The 21,210-nt window shown below is 46.2% G+C and carries 18 protein-coding genes; 8 read left to right on the top strand and 10 right to left on the bottom strand.

All coding sequences use genetic code 11. The features are described 5' to 3' along the window. The first annotated feature begins 18 nt into the window (after nucleotides 1–18). The 4 genes from SPICA_RS15065 to SPICA_RS12690 are packed head-to-tail and all read left to right on the top strand — an operon-like array spanning nucleotide 19 to nucleotide 4,219. Entirely contained in the window at nucleotides 19–1,875 is a 1,857-nt protein-coding gene (locus SPICA_RS15065) for a VWA domain-containing protein (RefSeq protein WP_083819919.1), read from the top strand. A 53-nt stretch (nucleotides 1,876–1,928) separates the two neighbouring features. Beyond that, the gene (locus SPICA_RS12700; protein WP_013969890.1) at nucleotides 1,929–2,774 is read left to right on the top strand and encodes an ABC transporter substrate-binding protein; all 846 of its coding nucleotides are present in this window, start codon (nucleotides 1,929–1,931) and stop codon (nucleotides 2,772–2,774) included. Nucleotides 2,775–2,790: 16 nt separating this feature from the next. After that, the gene (locus SPICA_RS12695; protein ID WP_013969889.1) at nucleotides 2,791–3,489 is read left to right on the top strand and encodes an amino acid ABC transporter permease; all 699 of its coding nucleotides are present in this window, start codon (nucleotides 2,791–2,793) and stop codon (nucleotides 3,487–3,489) included. Between the two features lie 7 nt (nucleotides 3,490–3,496). Further along, nucleotides 3,497–4,219, top strand: a complete 723-nt coding sequence (locus SPICA_RS12690) for an amino acid ABC transporter ATP-binding protein (protein WP_041396745.1) — start codon at nucleotides 3,497–3,499, stop codon at nucleotides 4,217–4,219. Nucleotides 4,220–4,352: 133 nt separating this feature from the next. Here the strand turns inward: SPICA_RS12690 and SPICA_RS12685 are convergent, their stop codons facing one another. From SPICA_RS12685 to SPICA_RS12670, 4 genes are all read right to left on the bottom strand, one after another. Further along, the gene (locus tag SPICA_RS12685) at nucleotides 4,353–5,837 is read right to left on the bottom strand and encodes a hypothetical protein (RefSeq protein WP_156789679.1); all 1,485 of its coding nucleotides are present in this window, start codon (nucleotides 5,835–5,837) and stop codon (nucleotides 4,353–4,355) included. A 208-nt stretch (nucleotides 5,838–6,045) separates the two neighbouring features. After that, nucleotides 6,046–6,723 (bottom strand): hypothetical protein, encoded by a 678-nt coding sequence (locus SPICA_RS12680; protein WP_013969886.1) that lies wholly within the window; start codon nucleotides 6,721–6,723, stop codon nucleotides 6,046–6,048. A 97-nt stretch (nucleotides 6,724–6,820) separates the two neighbouring features. Then, complete coding sequence (locus SPICA_RS12675; RefSeq protein ID WP_013969885.1) at nucleotides 6,821–7,894, bottom strand: DUF6175 family protein; 1,074 nt, start codon at nucleotides 7,892–7,894, stop codon at nucleotides 6,821–6,823. A 93-nt stretch (nucleotides 7,895–7,987) separates the two neighbouring features. After that, nucleotides 7,988–9,523 (bottom strand): hypothetical protein, encoded by a 1,536-nt coding sequence (locus SPICA_RS12670; protein ID WP_013969884.1) that lies wholly within the window; start codon nucleotides 9,521–9,523, stop codon nucleotides 7,988–7,990. Between the two features lie 93 nt (nucleotides 9,524–9,616). Here SPICA_RS12670 and alr point away from each other — a divergent pair, with 93 nt between their 5' ends. Both alr and SPICA_RS12660 read left to right on the top strand, forming a co-directional pair. Further along, nucleotides 9,617–10,735: an alanine racemase gene (gene alr, locus SPICA_RS12665; RefSeq protein ID WP_013969883.1), complete on the top strand. Its 1,119-nt coding sequence runs from the start codon at nucleotides 9,617–9,619 to the stop codon at nucleotides 10,733–10,735. Between the two features lie 124 nt (nucleotides 10,736–10,859). Next, nucleotides 10,860–12,614, top strand: coding sequence for a formate--tetrahydrofolate ligase (locus SPICA_RS12660; protein ID WP_013969882.1), 1,755 nt, complete (start codon nucleotides 10,860–10,862; stop codon nucleotides 12,612–12,614). Here SPICA_RS12660 and SPICA_RS12655 read toward each other — a convergent pair. Genes SPICA_RS12655 through SPICA_RS12645 form a run of 3 tightly spaced genes read right to left on the bottom strand, consistent with a single transcriptional unit; the run spans nucleotide 12,598 to nucleotide 15,279 of the window. Beyond that, the gene (locus tag SPICA_RS12655) at nucleotides 12,598–13,263 is read right to left on the bottom strand and encodes a tetratricopeptide repeat protein (RefSeq protein WP_013969881.1); all 666 of its coding nucleotides are present in this window, start codon (nucleotides 13,261–13,263) and stop codon (nucleotides 12,598–12,600) included. The genes SPICA_RS12660 and SPICA_RS12655 overlap by 17 nt on opposite strands. Nucleotides 13,264–13,281: 18 nt before the next feature. Continuing rightward, the gene (locus tag SPICA_RS15670; protein WP_013969880.1) at nucleotides 13,282–13,560 is read right to left on the bottom strand and encodes a rhodanese-like domain-containing protein; all 279 of its coding nucleotides are present in this window, start codon (nucleotides 13,558–13,560) and stop codon (nucleotides 13,282–13,284) included. A gap of 15 nt (nucleotides 13,561–13,575) precedes the next feature. Beyond that, nucleotides 13,576–15,279, bottom strand: a complete 1,704-nt coding sequence (locus tag SPICA_RS12645; RefSeq protein ID WP_013969879.1) for an FAD-dependent oxidoreductase — start codon at nucleotides 15,277–15,279, stop codon at nucleotides 13,576–13,578. A 217-nt stretch (nucleotides 15,280–15,496) separates the two neighbouring features. Here SPICA_RS12645 and SPICA_RS12640 point away from each other — a divergent pair, with 217 nt between their 5' ends. Together SPICA_RS12640 and SPICA_RS15060 are read left to right on the top strand one after the other, a co-directional pair. Beyond that, on the top strand, nucleotides 15,497–16,120 hold the full coding sequence (locus SPICA_RS12640) for an ATP-dependent Clp protease proteolytic subunit (protein ID WP_013969878.1): 624 nt from the start codon (nucleotides 15,497–15,499) through the stop codon (nucleotides 16,118–16,120). Between the two features lie 77 nt (nucleotides 16,121–16,197). Beyond that, nucleotides 16,198–17,100 carry a formylglycine-generating enzyme family protein gene (locus tag SPICA_RS15060; RefSeq protein WP_013969877.1) on the top strand — a complete coding sequence of 301 codons (903 nt, stop codon included), beginning with the start codon at nucleotides 16,198–16,200 and terminating at the stop codon, nucleotides 17,098–17,100. 128 nt (nucleotides 17,101–17,228) lie between these two features. Here SPICA_RS15060 and SPICA_RS12630 read toward each other — a convergent pair whose 3' ends face one another. Genes SPICA_RS12630 through SPICA_RS12620 form a run of 3 tightly spaced genes read right to left on the bottom strand, consistent with a single transcriptional unit; the run spans nucleotide 17,229 to nucleotide 21,193 of the window. Further along, the gene (locus tag SPICA_RS12630; RefSeq protein WP_013969876.1) at nucleotides 17,229–17,564 is read right to left on the bottom strand and encodes a hypothetical protein; all 336 of its coding nucleotides are present in this window, start codon (nucleotides 17,562–17,564) and stop codon (nucleotides 17,229–17,231) included. A 39-nt stretch (nucleotides 17,565–17,603) separates the two neighbouring features. After that, on the bottom strand, nucleotides 17,604–19,253 hold the full coding sequence (locus SPICA_RS12625; RefSeq protein ID WP_013969875.1) for a putative manganese-dependent inorganic diphosphatase: 1,650 nt from the start codon (nucleotides 19,251–19,253) through the stop codon (nucleotides 17,604–17,606). 5 nt (nucleotides 19,254–19,258) lie between these two features. Continuing rightward, on the bottom strand, nucleotides 19,259–21,193 hold the full coding sequence (locus tag SPICA_RS12620) for a glycoside hydrolase family 36 protein (RefSeq protein ID WP_013969874.1): 1,935 nt from the start codon (nucleotides 21,191–21,193) through the stop codon (nucleotides 19,259–19,261). Nucleotides 21,194–21,210: the final 17 nt, after the last annotated feature.

The following is a 21,210-nucleotide window of genomic DNA, read 5'->3' as shown; positions in this document are numbered from 1 at the left end:
TTGGGCTATACTTGCAGTATGAAAACGGTCAAATTTATTTTAGCCTGTCTATTCGTTCTATTCATTTTGATGAACATAGGCTGTTCTTCTTCGGCTCCTGCGGTCGCTACCGTATCAGGAGATTCTACCACTCCAATGGTTACAGCCCCAGAACCTGCAAAGGATGCTAAATCAGCTCCAAAGATAGGGCTTGGGGATACCGAAATGGATGACTATGGTGTGTCAGAAAAAGTAGGCCGCTCTGAATATACTACAGGTTCTGTCTCGGGGCGTAAAAACATTGAATCCGGCTTAAAAGCAGGCCTTGTAGATGATAATACCCAGTATAACTATTTCCTCGATTTTCTTAATCGTTTCAAGGATACACCCGGTATCAGACCCGTTCCCGTAGAAAACCGGATTATCCTTACTGTTCTTGATGAACGTAAAAAGCCTATCCCCAATGCACTTGTCTCAGTCTATAACGAAAAAAAGGTTCTCGTAGAACAGATAAAAACCTATGCAGATGGCAGGGTACTCATCAATCCGCTAACAGATTCTCCGGGGCTCTGGAATATTGAAGCTAGCACGCCGGGATCTGGCAGTGGCAAACAAGCCTTGCAAGGGCGGATTTCCGTTTCTCCCCAGGGCTTGCGGAATATTGAATTATCTTTATCCACCAAACCGAGTCAGGGCGCCCTATGGGTTCCTACACCAGTACCGCTTGATATTGTTTTTATTCTGGATACTACTGGCTCTATGGGCGAAGAAATCGAGCGGCTCAAAGCAACTATCGAAATCATCAGGGATAATCTGGATCTGGCTACTCCGCGTCCGCAACTTCGTTTCGGCTTAGTTCTCTATCGCGATCGGGGTGATGATTATATTACTTGGCCTTTCCCCCTAACGGAGAATTTGAAAAATTTTCAGTCAAATTTAGCCAAAGCCAAAGCAGATGGTGGTGGTGATACGCCGGAAGACCTGGAAGCTGCTCTGGCAGTTGCATTAGATGATAAAATGGGTTGGAATCCTAATGGCGCTCGGTTGATATTCATCATTACCGATGCCCCAGCCCATACCTATATTGATGGTATCCCCTATAATGAATCCGTAGAGCGGGCTCGTACCCAGGCTATTAGAATCCACAGCATTGGAACTGGGGGCCTCACCCTCGATGGAGAGTATCAGCTCCGTCAGATATCCCAGCGAAGTCGGGGAAAATATATCTTTTTAACCTATGGTGAAAAAGGTGAAAGCGAAGGTGGTGCCCCTGGTGCAGTAAGCCATCATACAGGGGCAAACTGGACCGCAGATCGTCTTGAGGCAATTATCATCCGACTAGCCAAAGAAGAAATTAGTCTTCTTTCAGGAGATTCAGTCAGTGTTCCCTCAGATGACTATTATGAGGCTAGAGCAGTCCCCGAACGGGATGTAGAGTCAATATTGGATGAGCTGTTCACCGAAACTGTTGTCCGTCTTTTGGATTATGCTACTACACCCATCACAAAGGGGACCCGTGTTTCTCTGGTTCCTCTGTCGTATCCGGAAGCTGCTTCGTCATTGGAAAAGAAGAATGCTGAACGATTCAGTGCACGGCTTTTACAGGCAGCAAATCAGTCTCAGCGTTTTACCCTGGTAGAACGGAATGATCTCCAGGCAATACTCCAGGAATTGGAACTCTCTCTGTCGGCGATCGCAGATCCGGCAAGTGCCGCAAAGGTGGGTAACCTTGTAGGGGCAGAATATCTTATCCTGCCAAGTATGATTAGTCTTCCTGTTACCAAGGGTGATGATAATGCCTGGGAAGTGTACCTCAGGCTGGTTCGGGTCGCTACTGGAGAAATTATTTCAGTTTCCCGAGCAAGGATAAGCCGGTCCTTAGGCTACCTTGACTAAAGCCGTGTATATTTATACTCTGAAATGTATAATTATACATCCATGGAGGAATCATGAAATCTTGCAAATTGTTTGTTTCTTTCTCAACGGTCCTCATAACCATTGCAGTTCTGGCAGGAATCAGCCTGTCCTGTTCATCAAACCAAAAACAGGATGCTCTGTATAAAATTCAGAAAGCCAAGACCCTGGTTATTGGTACGTCGGCAGATTATCCACCCTACGAATTTCACAGTCTTAAGGACGGAAAGGATCTTATCGTTGGGTTTGATATTGCTATTGCCCAGGAAATCGCCAAAGACCTCGGTGTAAAACTAGAGATAAAGGATATGCAGTTTGATGGACTCCTGGCAGCCCTGCAGGCTGGTACCATCGATATTGTCATCTCCGGTATGACCCCTACGGAAGAGCGGAAAAAGAGTGTCGATTTCAGTACTACCTATTATTATGCGGTCCATGGGGTGATTGTACGGGCAGAAGATAAGGAAAAATACCAGACCGTTGAGGCTCTGAAAAATGCTCGGCTTTCTGCTCAGAAGGGTACCATCCAGGTTGGTATTGCCAAGACTCAAATCCTCGGTCTCTCTGAAGCTGAAGCTGAAAAGCCTTCCGATAAGGTTAAGGAATTGGGTACCATTAAGAACCTCATTCTGGACCTTAAAAATAAAAAAGTCGATGCAATCGTCGCGGAACTCCCTGTGGCCACTGCCTATGTGAATAACAACCCTGATCTGGCCTTAGCAGCACCTACCTTCACCGATGACCAAGGTGGATCCGCTATTGCAGTAAAGAAAGGGAACCCGGAACTTCTGGCGGCCATCAATAAGACCGTGGAACGGCTGATGGCTGAAAAGAAAATAGACCAGTTTGTTACTGAAGCCAATGAACTGGTAGAAAATTAGAAGTTGGTAAGCGAGCGTGAACTTCACATTTTTAGGTAAATATTGGCAGTTTTACATCGTAGGGGCTAAGAACACTATTTTGCTCGCAGCTTTGGCGGTTATCATAGGTACCGCTATCGGGCTTTTTCTTTCCCTGTTAAAGCTCTCCAGCAGAAAGCCCCTCCGGTTTATTGCTACCGCTTACATTGAGTTTATCCGGGGTACCCCCCTCCTGGTACAGCTTTTTATTATTTATTATGGCCTTCAGACTATAGGGATCCGTTTCCCCGATATTCCCTGGATCGGGATTATACTAGGGATTAATTTCTCCGACTTCATGTCAGGGGTTATAACCCTTGGCCTTAATTCAGGGGCCTATGTGGCAGAAATATTCAGAGCTGGTATTCAGGCTGTTGATAAGGGACAGATGGAAGCCGCCCGGTCTCTCGGGATGCCTCATCGTATGGCCATGCGGCATATCATTATTCCCCAGGCCATTCGAAACATTCTTCCTGCTCTGGGAAATGAATTTGTTGTAGTCATAAAGGAATCTTCTATTGTTTCGATCATTGGTATCGGTGAGCTCATGTACAAAGCCGATACCATTCGGGGAAACACCTTTCAGCCCTTTGAGCCCCTGCTGGTTGCGGCGCTCCTGTATTTCCTTATGACCTTCCCGCTTTCCAAACTGCTGGCTTATATTGAAAGGAGGATGCATTCCGGTGAACGCTCATAACGAAGAACTGATAAAAACAATAGATTTGTATAAACGTTTCGGTTCTCTGGAAGTCCTCAAGGGCATCAGTACCAGTTTTGAGAAGGGCGATGTGGCTGTCATTATCGGACCCTCTGGTTCGGGGAAGAGTACCTTTCTCCGCTGTCTTAACCTGCTCGAGACACCTACTAGCGGTCAGGTGATTTTCGAAGGTGTGGATATAACTCGGGCGGGGCATGATCTGGATCTACATCGGCGTAAGATGGGAATGGTGTTCCAGCTCTTTAACCTTTTTCCACACATGAATGTTCTGGATAACATTACCCTGGCACCAATTAAACTGCGGGGGCTTACCAAAGAAGAAGCAGAAAATCGTGCTATGGAACTCCTCAAACGGGTTGGACTTACTGACAAGGCTCAGGTATTTCCCCCAAAACTTTCGGGAGGACAAAAACAGCGTATTGCCATTGTCAGGGCTCTGGCTATGCAGCCCGATGTTATGCTCTTTGATGAACCCACCAGTGCTTTGGACCCTGAGATGGTTGGAGAGGTTCTCGAAGTAATGCGAGATCTTGCTTCTGAAGGTATGACGATGATTGTGGTAACTCATGAGATGCGCTTTGCCCGGGAAGTGGGAAAACGTATTCTTTTTATGGACAGCGGTATCATTGCCGAAGAAGGCCCGCCAGATAAAATCTTCGGAAATCCAGAAAACCCTCGAACCAGAGAATTTCTCCGCAAGGTCTTATAGTATATATCCCTAGTTGTCGCTCCTATGTAACAAAAGCCCCGGCATCATCCGGGGCTTTTGTTTTTCAGCTGCTTTTTATATCGTGGTAGTTACAACCCTTATTGTCACGACAGGGCTGCTACCAGTTCCAATATCACGGCAGGGCTGCAGCAAGATCATCACCAATGGTTTTCTGACCTAACTGCCGCCGGGCTGCTTCCATGGCTTCCTTTTCAGTACTACCGAGGCCAGGTACCTGTTTTACCGATGAATAGAGAATCCTGCCGCTTGCAAGCTCTACCACCTTAACTTCCACAGAAACGGTGACAATTTTTTGTGTTTTATCATCCTTTACGGACACCACGCGGCTGAGGCCATAGGCAAAACGTTCCGCCTTACCCGCAAGGGCTGTCTTTGCAGCAGCCAAAATCGCTGAATCGTCCTTACCGGCTATTTGGTCGGCGGTCATCGGTGCCACCAATACCTTAAAACCATTGGAACTCAGGGTTTGGAGTAAGGCCGAGCCTGTGGTTCCTATCGATAGATTCCCCCCAGTGTCGGTATCTACAATGAGTACTGCCATGGGAATGTTTTTAGCCTGGGAAACTATGGTATACTCAAAACTTATCCGTTTATCCGCAATAGCATCCTCCAAGCCTGCTACAAGGGATTGAAACGTATCGCCTGCATTATACAGGGCTTCCATTTCGGCTGACAGGTCGAGTCTCATGGTAAGGGTCGCTTTACCAACAAAATCGGGAGACGGATGGTTAAAGTCCACGACCCCATCGGGCCCTGCGAGAACCTTTACGGTTTTCGTGGTCATCCGGCCATTGGCCAGCTTGGATTGATAGCCTACGATGATGGGAGCCTGAGGTATCGGTTTCCCATTGCTTGAAATTCGGGCTCTGAAGGGTTCTTTAAATGCAACTCCTGGGCTCGCTTGGAGCCGGTCGTTTAATTTCTCTAGTTTGATGAGAGCTACCGCTTCTCTGGCATTATTGATATTCCGTTCAAACTTAATAGACGCGTTTTCTATAGTTGCCCCTGATGCTGCTGATGCTGCGGCTATAAACTGCCGTACTGCACCAATCACATCCCCTGCTGCAAGAAGTTCCTTTCCCCTTGCTTCAGGAACAGCCACTGCATCAATCTTTTCCTGGAATACAGCGGCGATCCGCTTCTTTTCCGCTTCCAGGTCCTTAGTGTTATATTTACCAAGAATATAGACCGTAACTCCATTAGGTTTTTTTTGAACATAGCGTTCAGCAATCTGGAATCCGGCTACCCGGTTAGATGAAGTCTGCTTCACCGTCTGTACCAGATCTGCCTGGAAACTGTCCAGTGTAGACCGAGCCGTTGCAGAGGATTCAGCGGTTATCGTAACACCGATATACCGCATGATTTCGGCAATAAGGCTTGCCGTGGCAGCCTCTGTGGCTTGTACCTCACCATTTGCCGGTCCGTCTGCATACCCCACAAAATAGGTGAATCCACCACTTGGTCCAGGGGTTTCTAGGGCCCATGCAGGTGGTGGAGTGTTACTGCTCTGGTCAGTCTTGGCCGCGGGGCCGCCTGCACAGGCTGCCAATAACAAAGCCATGATAAGTACTAATAGGCTGCTTTCTTTCTTATTCATAATATTTCCTAAAAAAACAGGCGGCCCCTCCTCCCGGATGGTACCGCCCCTGGGGCTCATACAGAACCTTTACATTAGCCCATTTAAGATGGGCTCTTCTAAAAACTCTGTAAGTTTTTAAAAGTCTACCACAGCTTAAAGGCGCCTCTATAAAAACCTAACTGAGTTTTTAGAGGCGCTCAGAACCTATAAAACAGTATTTTTCAGATTAGAACCCTTCATAGAAGGATTGTTTTACCCGGTCTACCGCAGTCTGTTGTTCCTTGGTGAGTGGCTTGTCGGTTTTTACACCGTTTAAAACATTATCAATTTGTTTTTTCAGGGTCTCCTTATCGATAGTAACAAGAACATAGTAATCATATACTTCCCGATCTACGGTCTTGCCATCTGCTTTGAAATATCGCTTCAGAACCCAAAAATCTGCTTCTTTACGGGCTCCTGAATAGGTCGCATCAGAGGCGGTTTTCACGACGTTTTCAAAGTACCGGCCATACTCATCATCAGGGCTACCCGCAGCAGCACCGGCGAAGCGGGCTTGTACACGGGTCGATACGAGCCGTGCCATATCTTGAGCAACAGAGAATCCCGTAGCCCACTGGCGGAGTGCGTTCAGGTTCGTACCAGAATCTTCGCCGACAAATACAAAAACATCTTTGTATTTCGGAAGGGCTTCGATATCTCGTAGCCCACCACCATTCATGTAAATTTCAAGCCAGTCAGGAATAGCACCGCCAAGAGCCATTGTTTTATGATCAATTACGACATAATTTGGTCCTTTTGTAGGAACTTGTTCTTTGGGTGGTTCCTTAGCAGCGGGTTTACTTGCACAGCCAGCAACTGAAAGTGCAACCAGGGCAACTGTCAGAGCTACATAAATCTTTTTCACTTTCTCCTCCTTAGAATCGGGTGTTAACCGACAATGGGTAAGTTTTTAAGTACCTACCAGGTACCATAATAACCAATATCACAGTAAGAATAAAATATCAGGATCCGGTATTAAAAGTTATCGTTTTTCCCCGAGTGTAGACCCAGTAAGCCGATTCCATCCCAGGGGTTTTTTCGAAAGCGCTATAGCAGGCATCTTCTAAATCAGAAAGGGAACCAAAAAGGTAGACATCCATGGTAGTTTGATCCGCCGCACTGGGTCCCATCACGATTTCCCGTACCCGGGACCGTAAATTCCGTCTGAAGGCTGCAACCGCCCTTGAATCAGTAGTTCTTTGAATAATAACCTGATACCGAATACCGTTGGCATAGCGGTTTCTCAACACATTGGTAGAATCTCTGATAATTCGAGGCATGAGCTGGGCTGTTCCTGCGGTAATTGCATTAATAAGGGCATCTTCCTGGGATGTAGTACTGATAGAACGGTCTGTTCTAAAGGTTACTGAACCTAGCAATTCTGCAGTAGAAGGATCATACATATTAGCTGTAAAGTTTGCCTCTCCATAATGACGGCTATTTTCAGTAGAAGATCGGGGAATACAGTCCAGTTCTACATACACATCGGCGCCTAACTTTTGTGCAATATATTGGGTTATACTCATAGAAGAACCAACTTCAGCTTCGTAGGCGGCTCGCTGATCCTCTATATTTTTCAGAAGCTGGTCATACTGAATAACATCATAGCCTTGCTTAAGAAGCACCTCATTCCCTTTTGTTAAGATTGATCGTTTCTGAAATTCTGAAACTGTAGCACCTTCTTTGACAACCATCATATACTTGAGCCTTTTAAGGTAATTTTCAAAGAACTGTTTTTCCTTCGGGCTTAACTCAGGTGCACTTTCTTCTTTAGAGGGTTCAGTAGTAGTTAATACAGGTTTTTCTGTTCCTATTTTTGTTGTTTCTGTTGGAGTATTGTCTGATTTTGTTGAAGCTTCGTCTGCCATCTTTTCACCAGTAATAAGCTCTTGAGCTCTTTTTCTGGCATCAGATTTAGGAGCTGGGACTGATGCACTTGGCATTTCTTCTTGTTGAGCTTTAGGTTCAGGTGATGATACACACGAAATAACAAAGAAGGCTGTAATTAAGGGTCCCCAGAATCGATTTTTTAACATAAATCCTCCTCAGCAATAAAAACTATCTAGAATATAGTACAACAATAGATAAAAATCAAAGCATAGAAGAAATCTTTTTATGGTTTGCAGATTTTATAACTTGACACCAAACTCGTCAATTATTGCAATGATGGGAAATAGTGTATGAAGCTCCGTATTTGTCATAGAGGTCAGCGTACTATCGTTTAAAAGTTGTTCTGGAATTGGACTTTGGTAAAGTGAAATGTCTGTAGTTTCCAGTTGTTGTTCACCAAAACCAAATGAACCTTCATTTGCATATACAAAATCATCTGGAAGTGGTAATGTAAGTACCGGACTGGTATTGGGGGCTGTTGCTATCGTTATATTGGATCCTTTCTGTTGTAAAAGTAATTCGATAGTATAAAAAGTAAGTGGTTCTAACATAGTATGCAATGTAGTCGTTTGGATTGAATTTTCATCAACCTGAGCTTTAAGAATAAGTTTATCAGAGTCTATACACAAACGAATGGCAAATGCTGCTTTAGGATTGTTTCTATTTTCAAATATTGCATAAAAAACAGTTCCCTTAGCATTTTTACTAAAGGGAGCAAAACGTAGTAGAATAGTTCCTTGGTGTAGTTGGTTATCCTTTTCTGCTAATATTGGTTTTTTTAGTAGATACTGATGGACTTCTCCAATTGCCAAGCCATAGGAGTCTGTTCCTGCTAACCAAAGCGGATCAGATAATCCCTTTTTAACAAGAGAATAATCTTCGGAGTCATTGTTTGTTGTTTCTGCTGAAAGAGACCCTAAAAAATGATACCACCAGGAATAGTTGTTTGCCGCAAAATCAATGCCAGGAATTGGTGCATTTTTTGAAATTGCAATACGGAGATTTGCACTTATACATGGTACTTTGATATTTAGTTTAGAACTATGAGGACTTTCAGGATACACTTCTAACCGAATAGTATGAAAGCCCTCTTTTTGAGAGGTTTCCCATAGCAAGGTCGGAGACAATTCTGTAAGTCTGCCTTCTTTGAGGATGTTTGCTCCTTCATACCATATAAGGTATGGATCCAGTCGAATATCAAAGACAATAGAGCCTTCAATCAATAGGTTGATATGTGGGGGGTACAGTGGTGCTGTCGGTGAAGGTTTATGTCCAGGGGGATAACTATAAAGACTCGTAATAGATAGGGTCGCGTCTCCTAAGTAATATATGGGTATTTCTTTTTCAGATAATACTGTGGAATTCCCTAAAACTTTGATTACTATGAGATAGGGGCCTATCATTAAGTCCTTTGGTAATTGAAATTCTGGAAGATTTTTATCAAGGTTGGGAAGCAAGATCCTCGTTCCTGATGTCTCAATTGGGGATTTTACATAGAGAATCTCTGAAGAAACTTCTTCGTTTTGTAAGTTTTTTATGTGTATTGATAGGCCTTGGACATCAGGATCATTGTCAACAGAATTAATAAAAACCGGTTTTATTATTTTCTGTGCATTGATTAATCCGTTGGTTTCAAGGGGAGTATTGTCAATGTATAAAGCAACTTTGTAGGTACTTGATTGTGGAATAATTGATGATATGTCAGTACATGATAGTATGAAAAATGATAAGATGAGGATTACTATATTATTTAGGATTCTAGATGTTTTCAACATTTACAATTTTAATATACTATAGATTTTAGTAAAATTCCAGAGATGGTTGATGGGCTGACGTATATAGAAAATAGTGCTTTAATATGAGGTATTATGCGAGCTACACGAGCAATTATCCATCTTGAGCGACTTAAGGCAAATCTTGCTGAAATTCGAAAAAAAATTGGGCCAAAAACGGCGATTTGTATTCCGGTAAAGGCCGATGCCTATGGACATGGGGCGGTAAGGATCGGTATTGCAGCTATTAAAGCAGGAGCAAAATTCCTTGCGGTCGCTTCTGTACAGGAAGGAATTGAATTACGGGAAGCGGGGATAGTGGCCCCTATCCTGCTTTTTTCCCTCCCCATTCCTGAAGAATTGGAGGATGTGGTCCGATATCACATTACTCCCCTCGTACCAGATACAGAATTTGCTCATTTGGTCGGGAAAACTGCGGAACGGCTTGGTGAAATACTTCCGGTACATATTAAAATTGATACTGGAATGGGACGGATTGGATGTCGTCCGGAAAATATTTTGGATCTGGTTGAGGTGATAACATCCTATCCATCACTTCATTGGGAAGGAACTGCTACACATCTCTCCGTGGCTGATTCTCTCGATACCGATGATCGGGCCTACACACAAAAGCAGCTTCAGCGATTCTCAGATGCTGTGGATGCATTGTGTCAGCATGGTTATAAACCGGGAATCCTTCATGCGGCAAATTCCGGAGCGGTAGTTCTTCATGAAAATTCCTATTTTGATATGGTACGGCCGGGTCTGTTAGCCTATGGTTATCCTCCCATTCCAGAATTAGCAAAGACAGTACCTGTACAACCAGTAATGGAACTGCAAACCCATGTGGTTTTTATGAAGAAGGTATATCCGGGAGAAGCCATTTCCTATGGCCGGAAATGGCAAGCGTCACAGGAAACCGTTATCGGAACACTTCCTATTGGGTATGCCGATGGACTTCCCCGGCGGCTTTCAGGGAAATTATCCCTGTCTATAGGAGGTAGGCGGTATCCTTTAGTTGGACGAATTTGCATGGATCAGTGTATGATAGACCTTGGAATGGATAGTCCTGTTAGGCGTTGGGAACCGGTGACTGTGTTTGGTGGAACCGAAGCGGATCCTACCGCCGCAGAACTGTCAGAACTTTTGGGGACTATCCCTTATGAGATCACCTGTGGGATCAACAAACGGGTCCCGCGGGTCTATGTAGAATAAGGGTGTTTTAAATATTAAAGTTTTTATACTTCAGTTTCTAAGAAGTGCCTATAATCAATGGCAGTTAGAAAATTGATTAGCCTTACGAGGCTCATCCTGGATACTAGGTTAGGAGGTTTACCCCATGGCAGTGAGCAAGCGCTACCCCGTTCCAAAGGATATTGAGATCGCCCAGGAGGCTCAGATCGAGCCTATATTACACATTGCACGGAAATTAGGTTTGCCAGGTTCATCGGTTGAGTTATTTGGGAATATAAAGGCTAAGATAGACTGGAAACTTGGACAAAGCGATTTACCAAAACGAGCCCGATATATTGATGTAACCGCTATCAGCCCCACACCCCTGGGAGAAGGCAAAACAACTACCACAGTGGGCCTTGTGCAAGGGTTGGGGTATCGGGGGCATCGTGCGGTTGCAACATTGCGACAACCCTCCATGGGGCCCACTTTTGGTATCAAGGGGGGTGCTGCAGGAGGGGGGTACAGTCAGGTGATCCCCATGGAGGACATCAACCTGCATTTGACGGGAGATATTCATGCGGTTTCTGCGGCCCATAATCTCTGCGCTGCAGCTATCGATGCCCGGCTGTATCATGAAAGCCGCTGGTCCGACGCTTATTTTGAAAAGCTGGGTTTGCAGAAACTGAACATTGATCCCTATCGGGTTGGTATCGGCCGGGTTGTGGATATGAATGACCGGGTCCTCAGGCACATTATTACCGGACTCGGTGACCGGGAAGACGGACCGGTGCGCCAAAGCCGCTTTGATATTTCTGTAGCCAGTGAAGTCATGGCAATTCTTGCATTGGCTACAGATCTGGGAGATCTCAGGTCCCGGATTGGCCGGATGGTAGTTGCCCATGATACGAAGGGAAAACCGCTCACTGCGGAAGATTTTGGTGTGGCCGGGGCAATGACAGCCCTGCTTCGCGACGCGATTAAGCCGAATCTGCTCCAAACCCTGGAGGGCCAGCCTGCTTTTATTCATGCGGGTCCTTTTGCCAATATTGCCCATGGCAACTCTTCGGTCATTGCTGACCAGATTGCGGTTCGCTATGCGGACTATGTGGTAACCGAAAGCGGTTTTGGTGCCGATATGGGAATGGAAAAATTCTTTGATATTAAGTGCCGAACCAGCGGTCTTGTTCCCGATGCGGTCGTGGTGGTGGCTACGGTCCGGGCGTTAAAATCCCATGGAGGCGGCCCTGCGGTGGTTCCCGGGAAACCCCTTCCCAATGAGTACAAAGAAGAAAATCTTGACTTATTACGCCGAGGTCTTTCCAATCTGGTCGCCCATCTCGGCATTGTTAAGCGCTTTGGGATTCCTGCGGTTGTCGCCATTAATGCCTTTCCTACGGACACCCAGGCTGAGTGGGATCTGGTACGGGAAACTGCAGTACAGGCAGGGGCCTTTGCAGCGGTGGTAACCCATCACTGGGAACAGGGCGGAGAAGGGGCCGCGGATCTGGCTGAAGCAGTTGAAAAGGCATGCGAAGCACCAAAGCAATTTCAGTATTTGTACGAACTTAATCAGAGTCTTACTGCTAAGATCGAGACTATTGCCCGGGATGTCTATGGGGCTGATGGGGTCGATTATAGTGATGAAAGCCGGGAAACTCTGGAAAAACTCGAAGCCGATGGATTTGGGACTTTACCCATCTGCATGGCCAAAACCCAGTATTCCCTTTCCCATGATCCAGCCCTGAAAGGGGCCCCCAAGGGCTGGCGGCTCCCAATCCGGGAAGTTCGGCTTGCCGCAGGAGCGGGCTTTGTTTATCCTCTCTGCGGTGATATGACGACCATGCCTGGTCTTCCCAGTAAGCCCGCCTTTATGGGAATTGATATTGATGAATCGGGTAAAATTACCGGCCTTTCGTAACCAATAACAGGTTTTGCATTATTGCCGGAGCCGCGCTCAGTTTGGCGGCTTCGGCAAAGCAGCGCTTCGCTTCATCAATATCTTTGTACATATTCATTGCAATTGACCCCCGGTTATTCCAGGCGGGGAAGTTGGTCGGGTCAGCTTCGGCTGCGGTCTTAAATTCCCTGTAAGCCAGCTCCCAGTCTTTATGCTGCTGGGCTGCAAGACCTCGTTGCAGGGCCGCTTCTCCTTCCATGGCTTTCCGGAAAGCCTCTTCATTGTTACAAAGAGCAATGCGCCGCTGCATAAAATTGATATCCGGCGATATCTCGGATCTGGAACCTCGGTTTTCTGCACGGGCTAAAGCAAGGGCTTTTTCGTAATGCTGGGCCGATTCACTTGCCTTTCCCCAGGAAAAATAAAGATCTCCCAACGCTCGATGCCTGCTTACTGATTCTCCGTAGTCCTCTAAGTCTTTCAGAAAACAGGTTTCTGCAGCTTGAAAATCCCTGAGGGCAACATACACAAGCCCCAGGTTGTGGCGGATGCCAATACGCTGGGGCCATTTCTTGAGCATTTTGTTGAACAGATCCCTGGCTTTTGGGAAATCATTTTCCACAAAGGCATTCAGGGCCCTTCGTTCATAAAAAGCATAGAGCAGGTTCATAGTACCTGCAGTATATCATTAATACCCGGGCATATCCCAGAGGCCGCCAGCGTTAATGACGTCGGTCCAGCCTGCGGCTTTTAGAATTCGGGCCGCCAGGGCACTGCGGGCTCCGGAAGCACAATAGAGAACCAGAGGTCGATCCTTGGGTTCCAGTTCTTTCATTCGAACCTGCAGTTCGCCCACGGGAATGTTAATCGCCCCGGGAAAAGCCTCATCCATAAATTCATCTTCTGTACGGACATCTACCACCAGAGCTCCAACTTTGATTTTTTCTTCTACTAAATTTCCTGCCATCTTCCTCTTCCTTCCTTATGCTTCAATATTGAGACCCTTTCTCAGTCTGAGAGTGGCCCAGCCACCGCTTATATATGCAACATCCTGGTAACCCAGCTGCTTCAGAACCCGGTTCGCTAAATGCCCTTCGAAACCACCTTTTGAAATGATCCGAACCGGTTTATCTTTGGATAGCTCATCCAATCGATCCCGCAGTTCGTCCAGGGGAATATGGATAGCCGCAGCCAGGTGACCATGGGCATATTCGCCATAGGTCCGGACATCGAGGATCTGTACTGAACCATCCAAAGGCAGTTCATCAGCAGAAATTTGAGGGCTGTAGCCGGTCATGGTATTCACTGCCGTAAAGGCGGCCATGTTCAGGGGATCATTGGCGGAAGAGTAGGGCGGTGCATAGGCAAAATCGATCTCCGTAAGGTTTTCAACTGTCAGCCCTGCATAAATTGCGACCGCTGCTGCATCAATCCGTTTCTCTACACCTTCCTTACCATAAGCCTGGGCGCCGAGCAGTTTTCCCGTCTTTGCCTCATAGACCAGGGTTAACAGGAGGTCCTGATCCCCCGGATAATATGTTGCATGATGGGCCTTGAGAATGGTGGTTTCCCGGGCATCCAAACCGGCCCTGCGGGCTGCGGCAAGGGAAAATCCCGTACTGGCTGCGGTCTCATCAAAAATCTTAACCACTGAGGTCCCGATGGCTCCGCGGTACTTGAGGGGCGCCGGTCCGGCTTCTCTCCGCTGTTCAGCCAGGGCTGCTAGAAGGTTGGTCGCTGCAATACGGCCCTGCCGGTTTGCCGGACCTGCCAGAGGAATCCGAACCTTGGCCCCCGATACCCGGGAAACCACCTCTATCATGTCGCCTGCAGCCCAGATAAAGGGATCCTGAGTCCTGAGATATTCATCAACAACGAGAGCTCCGGTTGCTCCGATTTCAAGACCTGCTTTTTTTGCGAGCTCCGTATTTGGCCGTACCCCTACGGAAAGGAGTACCATGTCTGCCGGAATAGTACTGCCATCATTTAAAGTAACACTATCCTTCTGAATACTCTGCACTCCCTTCTGGACCAGGACTAGAGCTCCTGCGGCTTCGAAGCGTTCCTGTATCCGTTTGCCATACACAGCATCCATGGGGGGCATCAGGTGGTCGGTAAGTTCAACGATGGTTACCAAGAGTCCCCGTTCAACAAAGGCTTCTGCGGTTTCAAGGCCGATAAAGCCACCCCCTACTACGATCACATGTTTCGGATTGTGCTCTTTTATGTATTTGTTAATGGCATCCATGTCGGGAATGGTCCAGAGCTTAAACACATGAGTCTGGTCAACCCCAGGGAGAGGCGGAATAACCGGAGTACCGCCCTGAGCAAGGATAAGTCCATCATACTCTATGGTGCTAAGGGCCTGATTAGGATCTGGGGACTTGTTGTTACGCACCGTGACAGTTTTTTTCTGCCGGTCAATTTCGACAGCTTCGGTGTTCAACATAACCTGGACTCGATATCTGCTGAAAAAACCCTCAGGAGTCTGTAGGAGCAGTTTGCTCCGTTTCTCAATTGTTCCGCCAATATGATAGGGAAGGCCGCAGTTTGCAAAGGAAACATAGGGGCCCCGTTCAAGGAGAATTATTTCCGCAGATTCGTCCAGCCTGCGAAGTCGGGCTGCCGCTGTAGCCCCAGCAGCCACACCGCCAATAATCACTATTTTTTTAGCCTTTTCTGGCATAGGTTCCTCCATGGGAATGATATTGTATGTTGAATATATCAAATATAATATATATAGTCAACCTGAAATACGATAATTTTTTGGCGAAAAGAAATTAAAAAATGTTCAATATTCAGGGGCACCTTAAGGAACTGAAGTTTTTAGAAGTCCGCATTTGATTGACCCTTTTATCGTATCCGCGTATATTGTAAGTACCAAAAAATTGTAGGAGAAACCTATGAAGTCTTTATATAGTGAATATATTCGCCGTAACGAAGGTGAAGATGAGCCCGAAGAAAAAGAGTCTGTTCCTCAGGGTGGTCCTGATCCGCTCGTTGGGAAGATGTTAAAAACACGAACGATACTTCTTTCCGGTGAAATTAATAAGGAACTGGCAGAAAGAACCATTCGCCAGCTTTTATTGTTGGAAGATATGAGTGATGATCCGATCAAGATCTTTATTGATTCACCTGGCGGAGATGCAGATGCTGGGTATGCCATTTTTGACATGATCCGTTTTGTTAAGCCCCCTGTCTGGACCATCGGTATGGGACTTGTAGCTAGTGCTGCTGCAATAATTCTCCTTGCAGCTCCCAAGGAACGGCGGATTGGGCTCCCAAACAGCCATTATCTCATTCATCAACCCCTTTCCGGTATTCGTGGTGTAGCTACAGATATTGAAATTCATGCCCGGGAATTGGAAAAATTGCGGGAAAAGATCAACCGGCTTATTTCCCAGGAGACCGGTCAGAAATTTGTACAGGTAGAAAAGGATACGGACCGGGATTTCTGGATGAATGCTGACGAAGCGGTTAAGTATGGCCTCATCAGCCGGGTGGTCGAACAACGTTCAGATTTATAAAGTGGAAGATATTTTAATGTAACCAAGGGCTTCAGTAATGGTTATAGCTCGAAATGTCATGAAAAGGATATGAATGGATGGTGTTACTTAAATATAAAATCTACTTACGTGTCATGGTACTTTTTTTTATTTGTTTGGTACCAGTTCGTCTTGCAGCTCAAACGTTGAATATGATTTTTGTGAAAGGGGGGACCTTCTGGCAGGGCAGTAATGAAGCGCCCTATTCCGCCAATGAACGACCACATAAAACTACAGTCAATTCTTTTTATATTTCCAATACTGAAATTACCCAAGCCCAATGGCAAGAGGTTATGGGTACAAACCCTTCGAAATTCCCGGGAAAGGATCGTCCTGTTGAATATGTCTCTTGGTATGATGCAATACAATTTTGTAATACTTTAAGTCTTAAGGAAGGGCTTATACCCACATATAAAATTGATGGTACTAAGGTTGAATGGGACAAGACTGCAAATGGATATCGGTTGCCCACAGAGGCTGAATGGGAATACGCTGCCCGGGGAGGTCAAATAGGTGCAATTACCGATGAGCCCCTTAGTAAGGCCCCTTATGCTGGTACTGACAGCTCAGCTGCTTCTGTAGGCTGGTATGAGACGAATAGTGGTAAAAGTACAAAACCTGTAGCTCAGAAAGCCCCCAATGCATTAGGCCTTTACGATATGAGTGGCAATGTATGGGAATGGTGCTGGGACTGGTACGGAGCTTATCCAAAGGAAGAAGTAGTCAATCCAGATGGATCTCAAAACCAAACTGGTCAAAAAGTACTTCGGGGCGGTTCCTGGTTTACTCCGGAAAAACTGCTCCGAACGACATACCGTTACTGGAATGTGCCGACATTTAAGGTTAATTCTGTGGGTTTTCGCATTGCCCGTAATGCAGGAGCCCAAGACGGAGATGAATTTGCCCTTCCTGGGGGCCTTAATCTGTTTGAAGCTCTTTCACCACCTGAACAAAAACGTTAAATGCCCTTTCGATGCTGCTAAAGCCTTTAAGGGGTACTCCTTATAGGATAACCCCCTGAGGCTTACTTATTTTGTTAGTTAGTATAGATAAAAATGTTTAAAGAGAAGGGGTCCTTTTAATTCCCTCATTAATAATTAATCCGTTTTTTTACTTCTTCGACAAGACCTTCAGGTGAGAATCCACCAAAAAAGAGCAGTTTACCGTTTAATACAATGGCTGGTGCAAGATCAGCCATGGAAAGAACCCGGTGTACATCCGCATTGCGGACCAAATTTTCATTTGTTGCTTCATAAAAATAGGTCTCTGCCGGAATACCCGCCTTCTTAAGCAGGTAGGTAAATTCCTCTACTAGAGTCTCTGTAGTTTTTTTTATACCGGGCTGACAAGCCCCATCACCACAATGCCCTTCACAGCCTGAACAGATTTCCTGGGCGGCGTAACCATATATTTCAATAGTGTTCATGCTCTCTATTGTATATATCGATAAATATAGAGTCAATCATTATTGCGTATTTTCCACAAGTTCTGCCAATAAGGGCATAAGTTGTTTCTTACGGGAGACGATATCCTTAAGCATATATACCCCTTCTTCTAATTTGGGAAAACTGAGCTGGGCAACAAAGTTCTTTTCTCCCTCTACAAAAAGAATAGAGGTCAGTTCGGTTACATCGGTTACCATGAGGGCACTAAAGAGTCGTTTGCCCGCATGTTTAACCGTGTTCAGTTCTGCTAAAATTTCATCCTTTCGAGCCACCAATTCTTCTGGTGTATCGGTTTCGACCTGGCTCACGGTAAAATGGGCCCCCTGTTCCTGGTATTCTTTCATATCCATACGAACCAGTTCTTCTGCGGGCCGGTTATTAATCTGGCTTGCGGCACTCATCAATTCTCTGCCGAGCTGGGGAATTTCCAGCCCGGTTATAGATGCCAGGTATTCCGCCGCTTCCCGGTCTATATCGGTGGTAGTGGCGGATTGGAGTACCAGCGTATCAGCCAGGATGCCGCACAGTAAGATTGATGCGGTTGGTCGGTCTAAAGGAACCCGTTGTTCCCGGTACAGGTTGGTTATGATGGTACTCGTAGCGCCTACAACCTTGTTGATGAACGTGATGGGGTATCGGGTAGAAAGATTTCCCAGCCGGTGATGGTCGATCACTTCCAGTATTTTATAGTTTTCTATACCTTCTATTGCCTGGGTGGGTTCATTATGATCAACCATAATAACCTCCAGATTCGACTCTTTAATCAGATCCCCTTCAGATATGACCCCTGCTATATGGTTTTCATCATCCACCACGGGGAGACAGCGGGACGCGGACTGGGAAAGACTCTGCCGGATCTTTCGTACCGGGTCTCTCAGGTTTACCGGCTGAATGGTCTCATCGCCCATAAAACCTACCGGGGTGGAATAGATGATAAGTAAAGATGTGGAGCTAGTATCAAAGGGGCTGATAATAATAGAGACCCGATTTTGTTCTGCCAGTTCTATAATATCCTTTTCCAGGGTAATCCCATTGGTAATTACCAGAGCCCTGACATGTTTTTCGATACAGAAACGCTGTATTTCCTTTCTGTCTCCCACGATAACCAGGGCATTTTCAGGCATTTCCGCAGATAGATGGGCTCGAAAGGTTTCCTCTGTAGAACCGGCTACCACAATGAGGGACTTACGTACCTCGGTCTCATCAAATACGGTGATTGGCTGGGCTCGCAAGGTATTGATCAGGAGGTTGATGGATGTAGGAATAGCGGATTTTTTATGGGGATTTATTTTTTGCAGTATGTATTTTGCAAAGGCATTGTAATGGAGGAGACTTTTGTAGGTCCCATCCTGGTTAACAATCGGGAGCACCTTAAGGGATTCCCGTTCCATTCGTTCAAGGGCTTCCCAAAGTGATATGTCTGCCGGTACGCTGACCGGACTGTCGTTAAGGTAGTATGCAACCTTAGGGACCAGATCGGGAATAAATTCCGGTACGGGGACCGCAAATCTGTTAAAGATATATTCTGTTTGGGGGTTTATTTTCCCTGCCCGCCCAGCACGGCAATAGTGCATCCCTTGTAACACCTTAAGTCGCGCATAGGCAGCTGCGGATACTACCGAGTCGGTGTCCGGATTCCGGTGTCCAATAACATATACCAGTTTATCCATGGTTCCTATTTCCTGAAAATGGTGATGCTGTGTGACGTAAAGGCGGCCGAATCTCGTCCTTGTCGTTGTATATGGTTGATGAGCGGCCGGCCTGATTCGATACATGCAAACAGTTCTGAAGCCTGGCTTCGGTGTATTCTGGCTGATCTGTTCGACAGGTTGATGAGCCCCTGGATTGCGCCACTGCGGCTGAATACATGGAATACATCCCGCTGTATCCGGATAACCCCGTATTCATCATCTGAGAGTTCATCATAGAGGCGAGAAATCCGTTTAGTTAATTCAATATCTTCCTGGGAAAGCTGGGTCGGGTCATCGGAGAACATCACCTGGCTTGCAAGCATAAAGTTGGTAAGGGCGACAACCTCTTTTTCCTGTTCAGTCAGTTTACAATTATGGGTCCGCAGGAATACCACATCCGGATCATTAACAAAAAGGGTGTTATCCAGATATGAGCGGCCTATGGTATCATGAAGACTGACATAGGCCGAAGGCCGTCCCACATGCCCGACGAGGCGTACCTTAAGCCAGTCCCACTGTTCTTTGGTATCAGCCCCGATGCGGGAAAGGGGGAAATACTTATATGAGGGCCCAAAGGGCACCCCGCAACCCAGGTAGGCAACAGGAAGTCCCGACCTTGTTCCCTGACGGGATGTGAGAATTTTGCAGGCCCCATCATAGTGTTCATAGGCGGAGCCCCCCTTCGCAAAGGCCCCATGCAAGAGCCCTGCATAGAGGAAATCGAGCTTGAGGTAGCGGTAGCCCCATTCATTAATAGCCCGGTCCATGAGCTGATCCAGGTACTCTTGTACAGCCGGCAGGGAAAGATCCAGACAGTAGAACTGTTTGTCCCACAGATCGTTGTAGCCCGCAACCACAAGTTCCCCCTGTTCGTCCTTTAATACCCAATCGGGGTGTTCTGTGAAAACCGGAGACTTTCGCGTTATGAGGAAGGGGGCAAGCCAGAGACCGGGAATGTAACCTTTCTTTTCTATGGCTTCTGCGATGGGCTTAAGCCCATGGGGAAAACGCTGTGGATCTATTTCCCAGTGGCCAACCGCCTTTTCCCAGCCGTCATCAATCTGGAATATCGTTGGTCTATTACGATCGATATATTGTAACTTAATTAAGTTATCGGTTGTCCCAAGACTTTCAAGGTCTTCCAGAATCAGCTTTTCATTAATGTCGGTGTAATGGTTATACCAGGATTCAAAACCACCGGGCATATCTTTTTTGGTAATCCAGGGACTAACAGTGCCCTGTGAATCGGTAGGTTGGATGCGCTTTTTCCCAGAACCCTGACGTACAAAACTGAGGGCATAAAATTGTTCTTCATTCTTATAAAGACGACGGAGCGTATCCTTAAGCTGGAAGAAATTACCAGCAAGGAAGATAGAAAGTTCAGCGATGGTTTCACCAGCTTTCCAGGTTTTCCCCCGGGCAAATACTTCTATCGCAATACGACCCGCTTTTCTGTCGATCCGGTATGTGACAGGCGGCAGAGATCCTCCTTCTTTCGAAGCTAAACAGAGATAGGTGGAGCCGGAACGAATATACATGATGAAATGGCCCAGAATTTCTCCTTTACCAGGATTATCTCCATCCCGATTGGTAAATTTGAGCAGTTCCGGAACAACATGAACTTTGCGAGGTAAGGATTCTCTGCCAACTAATTCCCATCCGGCTGACCAGGATTGCCAGCCTCCAGGATGAATTGCCAGTTTATTGGTTTTTGATAATGCTTTTACAAAATTGCTATCCGCTTGAATAAGTTGTGCCACTTCCTCAAAACTGAGGTAATCAACGAGCAATGCTATATTTTCATCATTGCTTTGAGCTTCCCGTATCGCTTCTGGGGATCCAACTCTGTACCGGATGGTTTGTACAGATTGTTTCTGTGTAGAAGCTTCTATGTGCCGTTCAATGCCATGGATTTCCATATTCTGTGTCCTTTACT

The sequence above is a fragment of the Gracilinema caldarium DSM 7334 genome, assembly GCF_000219725.1.
Classification (GTDB): Bacteria; Spirochaetota; Spirochaetia; order Treponematales; family Breznakiellaceae; genus Gracilinema; species Gracilinema caldarium.
This window is presented reverse-complemented; position numbering and strand designations above follow the sequence as displayed.

What these genes read in the sequence shown, in the direction of transcription:
- SPICA_RS12660 (WP_013969882.1), top strand. Translation starts at nt 10,860, where the DNA reads ATGGCAGTGAGCAAGCGCTACCCCGTTCCAAAGGATATTGAGATCGCC.
- SPICA_RS12685 (WP_156789679.1), bottom strand. Translation starts at nt 5,837, where the DNA reads ATGAATAAGAAAGAAAGCAGCCTATTAGTACTTATCATGGCTTTGTTA.
- SPICA_RS12670 (WP_013969884.1), bottom strand. Translation starts at nt 9,523, where the DNA reads ATGTTGAAAACATCTAGAATCCTAAATAATATAGTAATCCTCATCTTA.
- SPICA_RS15065 (WP_083819919.1), top strand. Translation starts at nt 19, where the DNA reads ATGAAAACGGTCAAATTTATTTTAGCCTGTCTATTCGTTCTATTCATT.
- SPICA_RS12630 (WP_013969876.1), bottom strand. Translation starts at nt 17,564, where the DNA reads ATGAACACTATTGAAATATATGGTTACGCCGCCCAGGAAATCTGTTCA.
- SPICA_RS15060 (WP_013969877.1), top strand. Translation starts at nt 16,198, where the DNA reads ATGGTGTTACTTAAATATAAAATCTACTTACGTGTCATGGTACTTTTT.
- SPICA_RS12620 (WP_013969874.1), bottom strand. Translation starts at nt 21,193, where the DNA reads ATGGAAATCCATGGCATTGAACGGCACATAGAAGCTTCTACACAGAAA.
- SPICA_RS15670 (WP_013969880.1), bottom strand. Translation starts at nt 13,560, where the DNA reads ATGGCAGGAAATTTAGTAGAAGAAAAAATCAAAGTTGGAGCTCTGGTG.
- SPICA_RS12675 (WP_013969885.1), bottom strand. Translation starts at nt 7,894, where the DNA reads ATGTTAAAAAATCGATTCTGGGGACCCTTAATTACAGCCTTCTTTGTT.
- SPICA_RS12640 (WP_013969878.1), top strand. Translation starts at nt 15,497, where the DNA reads ATGAAGTCTTTATATAGTGAATATATTCGCCGTAACGAAGGTGAAGAT.
- SPICA_RS12700 (WP_013969890.1), top strand. Translation starts at nt 1,929, where the DNA reads ATGAAATCTTGCAAATTGTTTGTTTCTTTCTCAACGGTCCTCATAACC.
- SPICA_RS12655 (WP_013969881.1), bottom strand. Translation starts at nt 13,263, where the DNA reads ATGAACCTGCTCTATGCTTTTTATGAACGAAGGGCCCTGAATGCCTTT.
- SPICA_RS12645 (WP_013969879.1), bottom strand. Translation starts at nt 15,279, where the DNA reads ATGCCAGAAAAGGCTAAAAAAATAGTGATTATTGGCGGTGTGGCTGCT.
- SPICA_RS12625 (WP_013969875.1), bottom strand. Translation starts at nt 19,253, where the DNA reads ATGGATAAACTGGTATATGTTATTGGACACCGGAATCCGGACACCGAC.
- alr (WP_013969883.1), top strand. Translation starts at nt 9,617, where the DNA reads ATGCGAGCTACACGAGCAATTATCCATCTTGAGCGACTTAAGGCAAAT.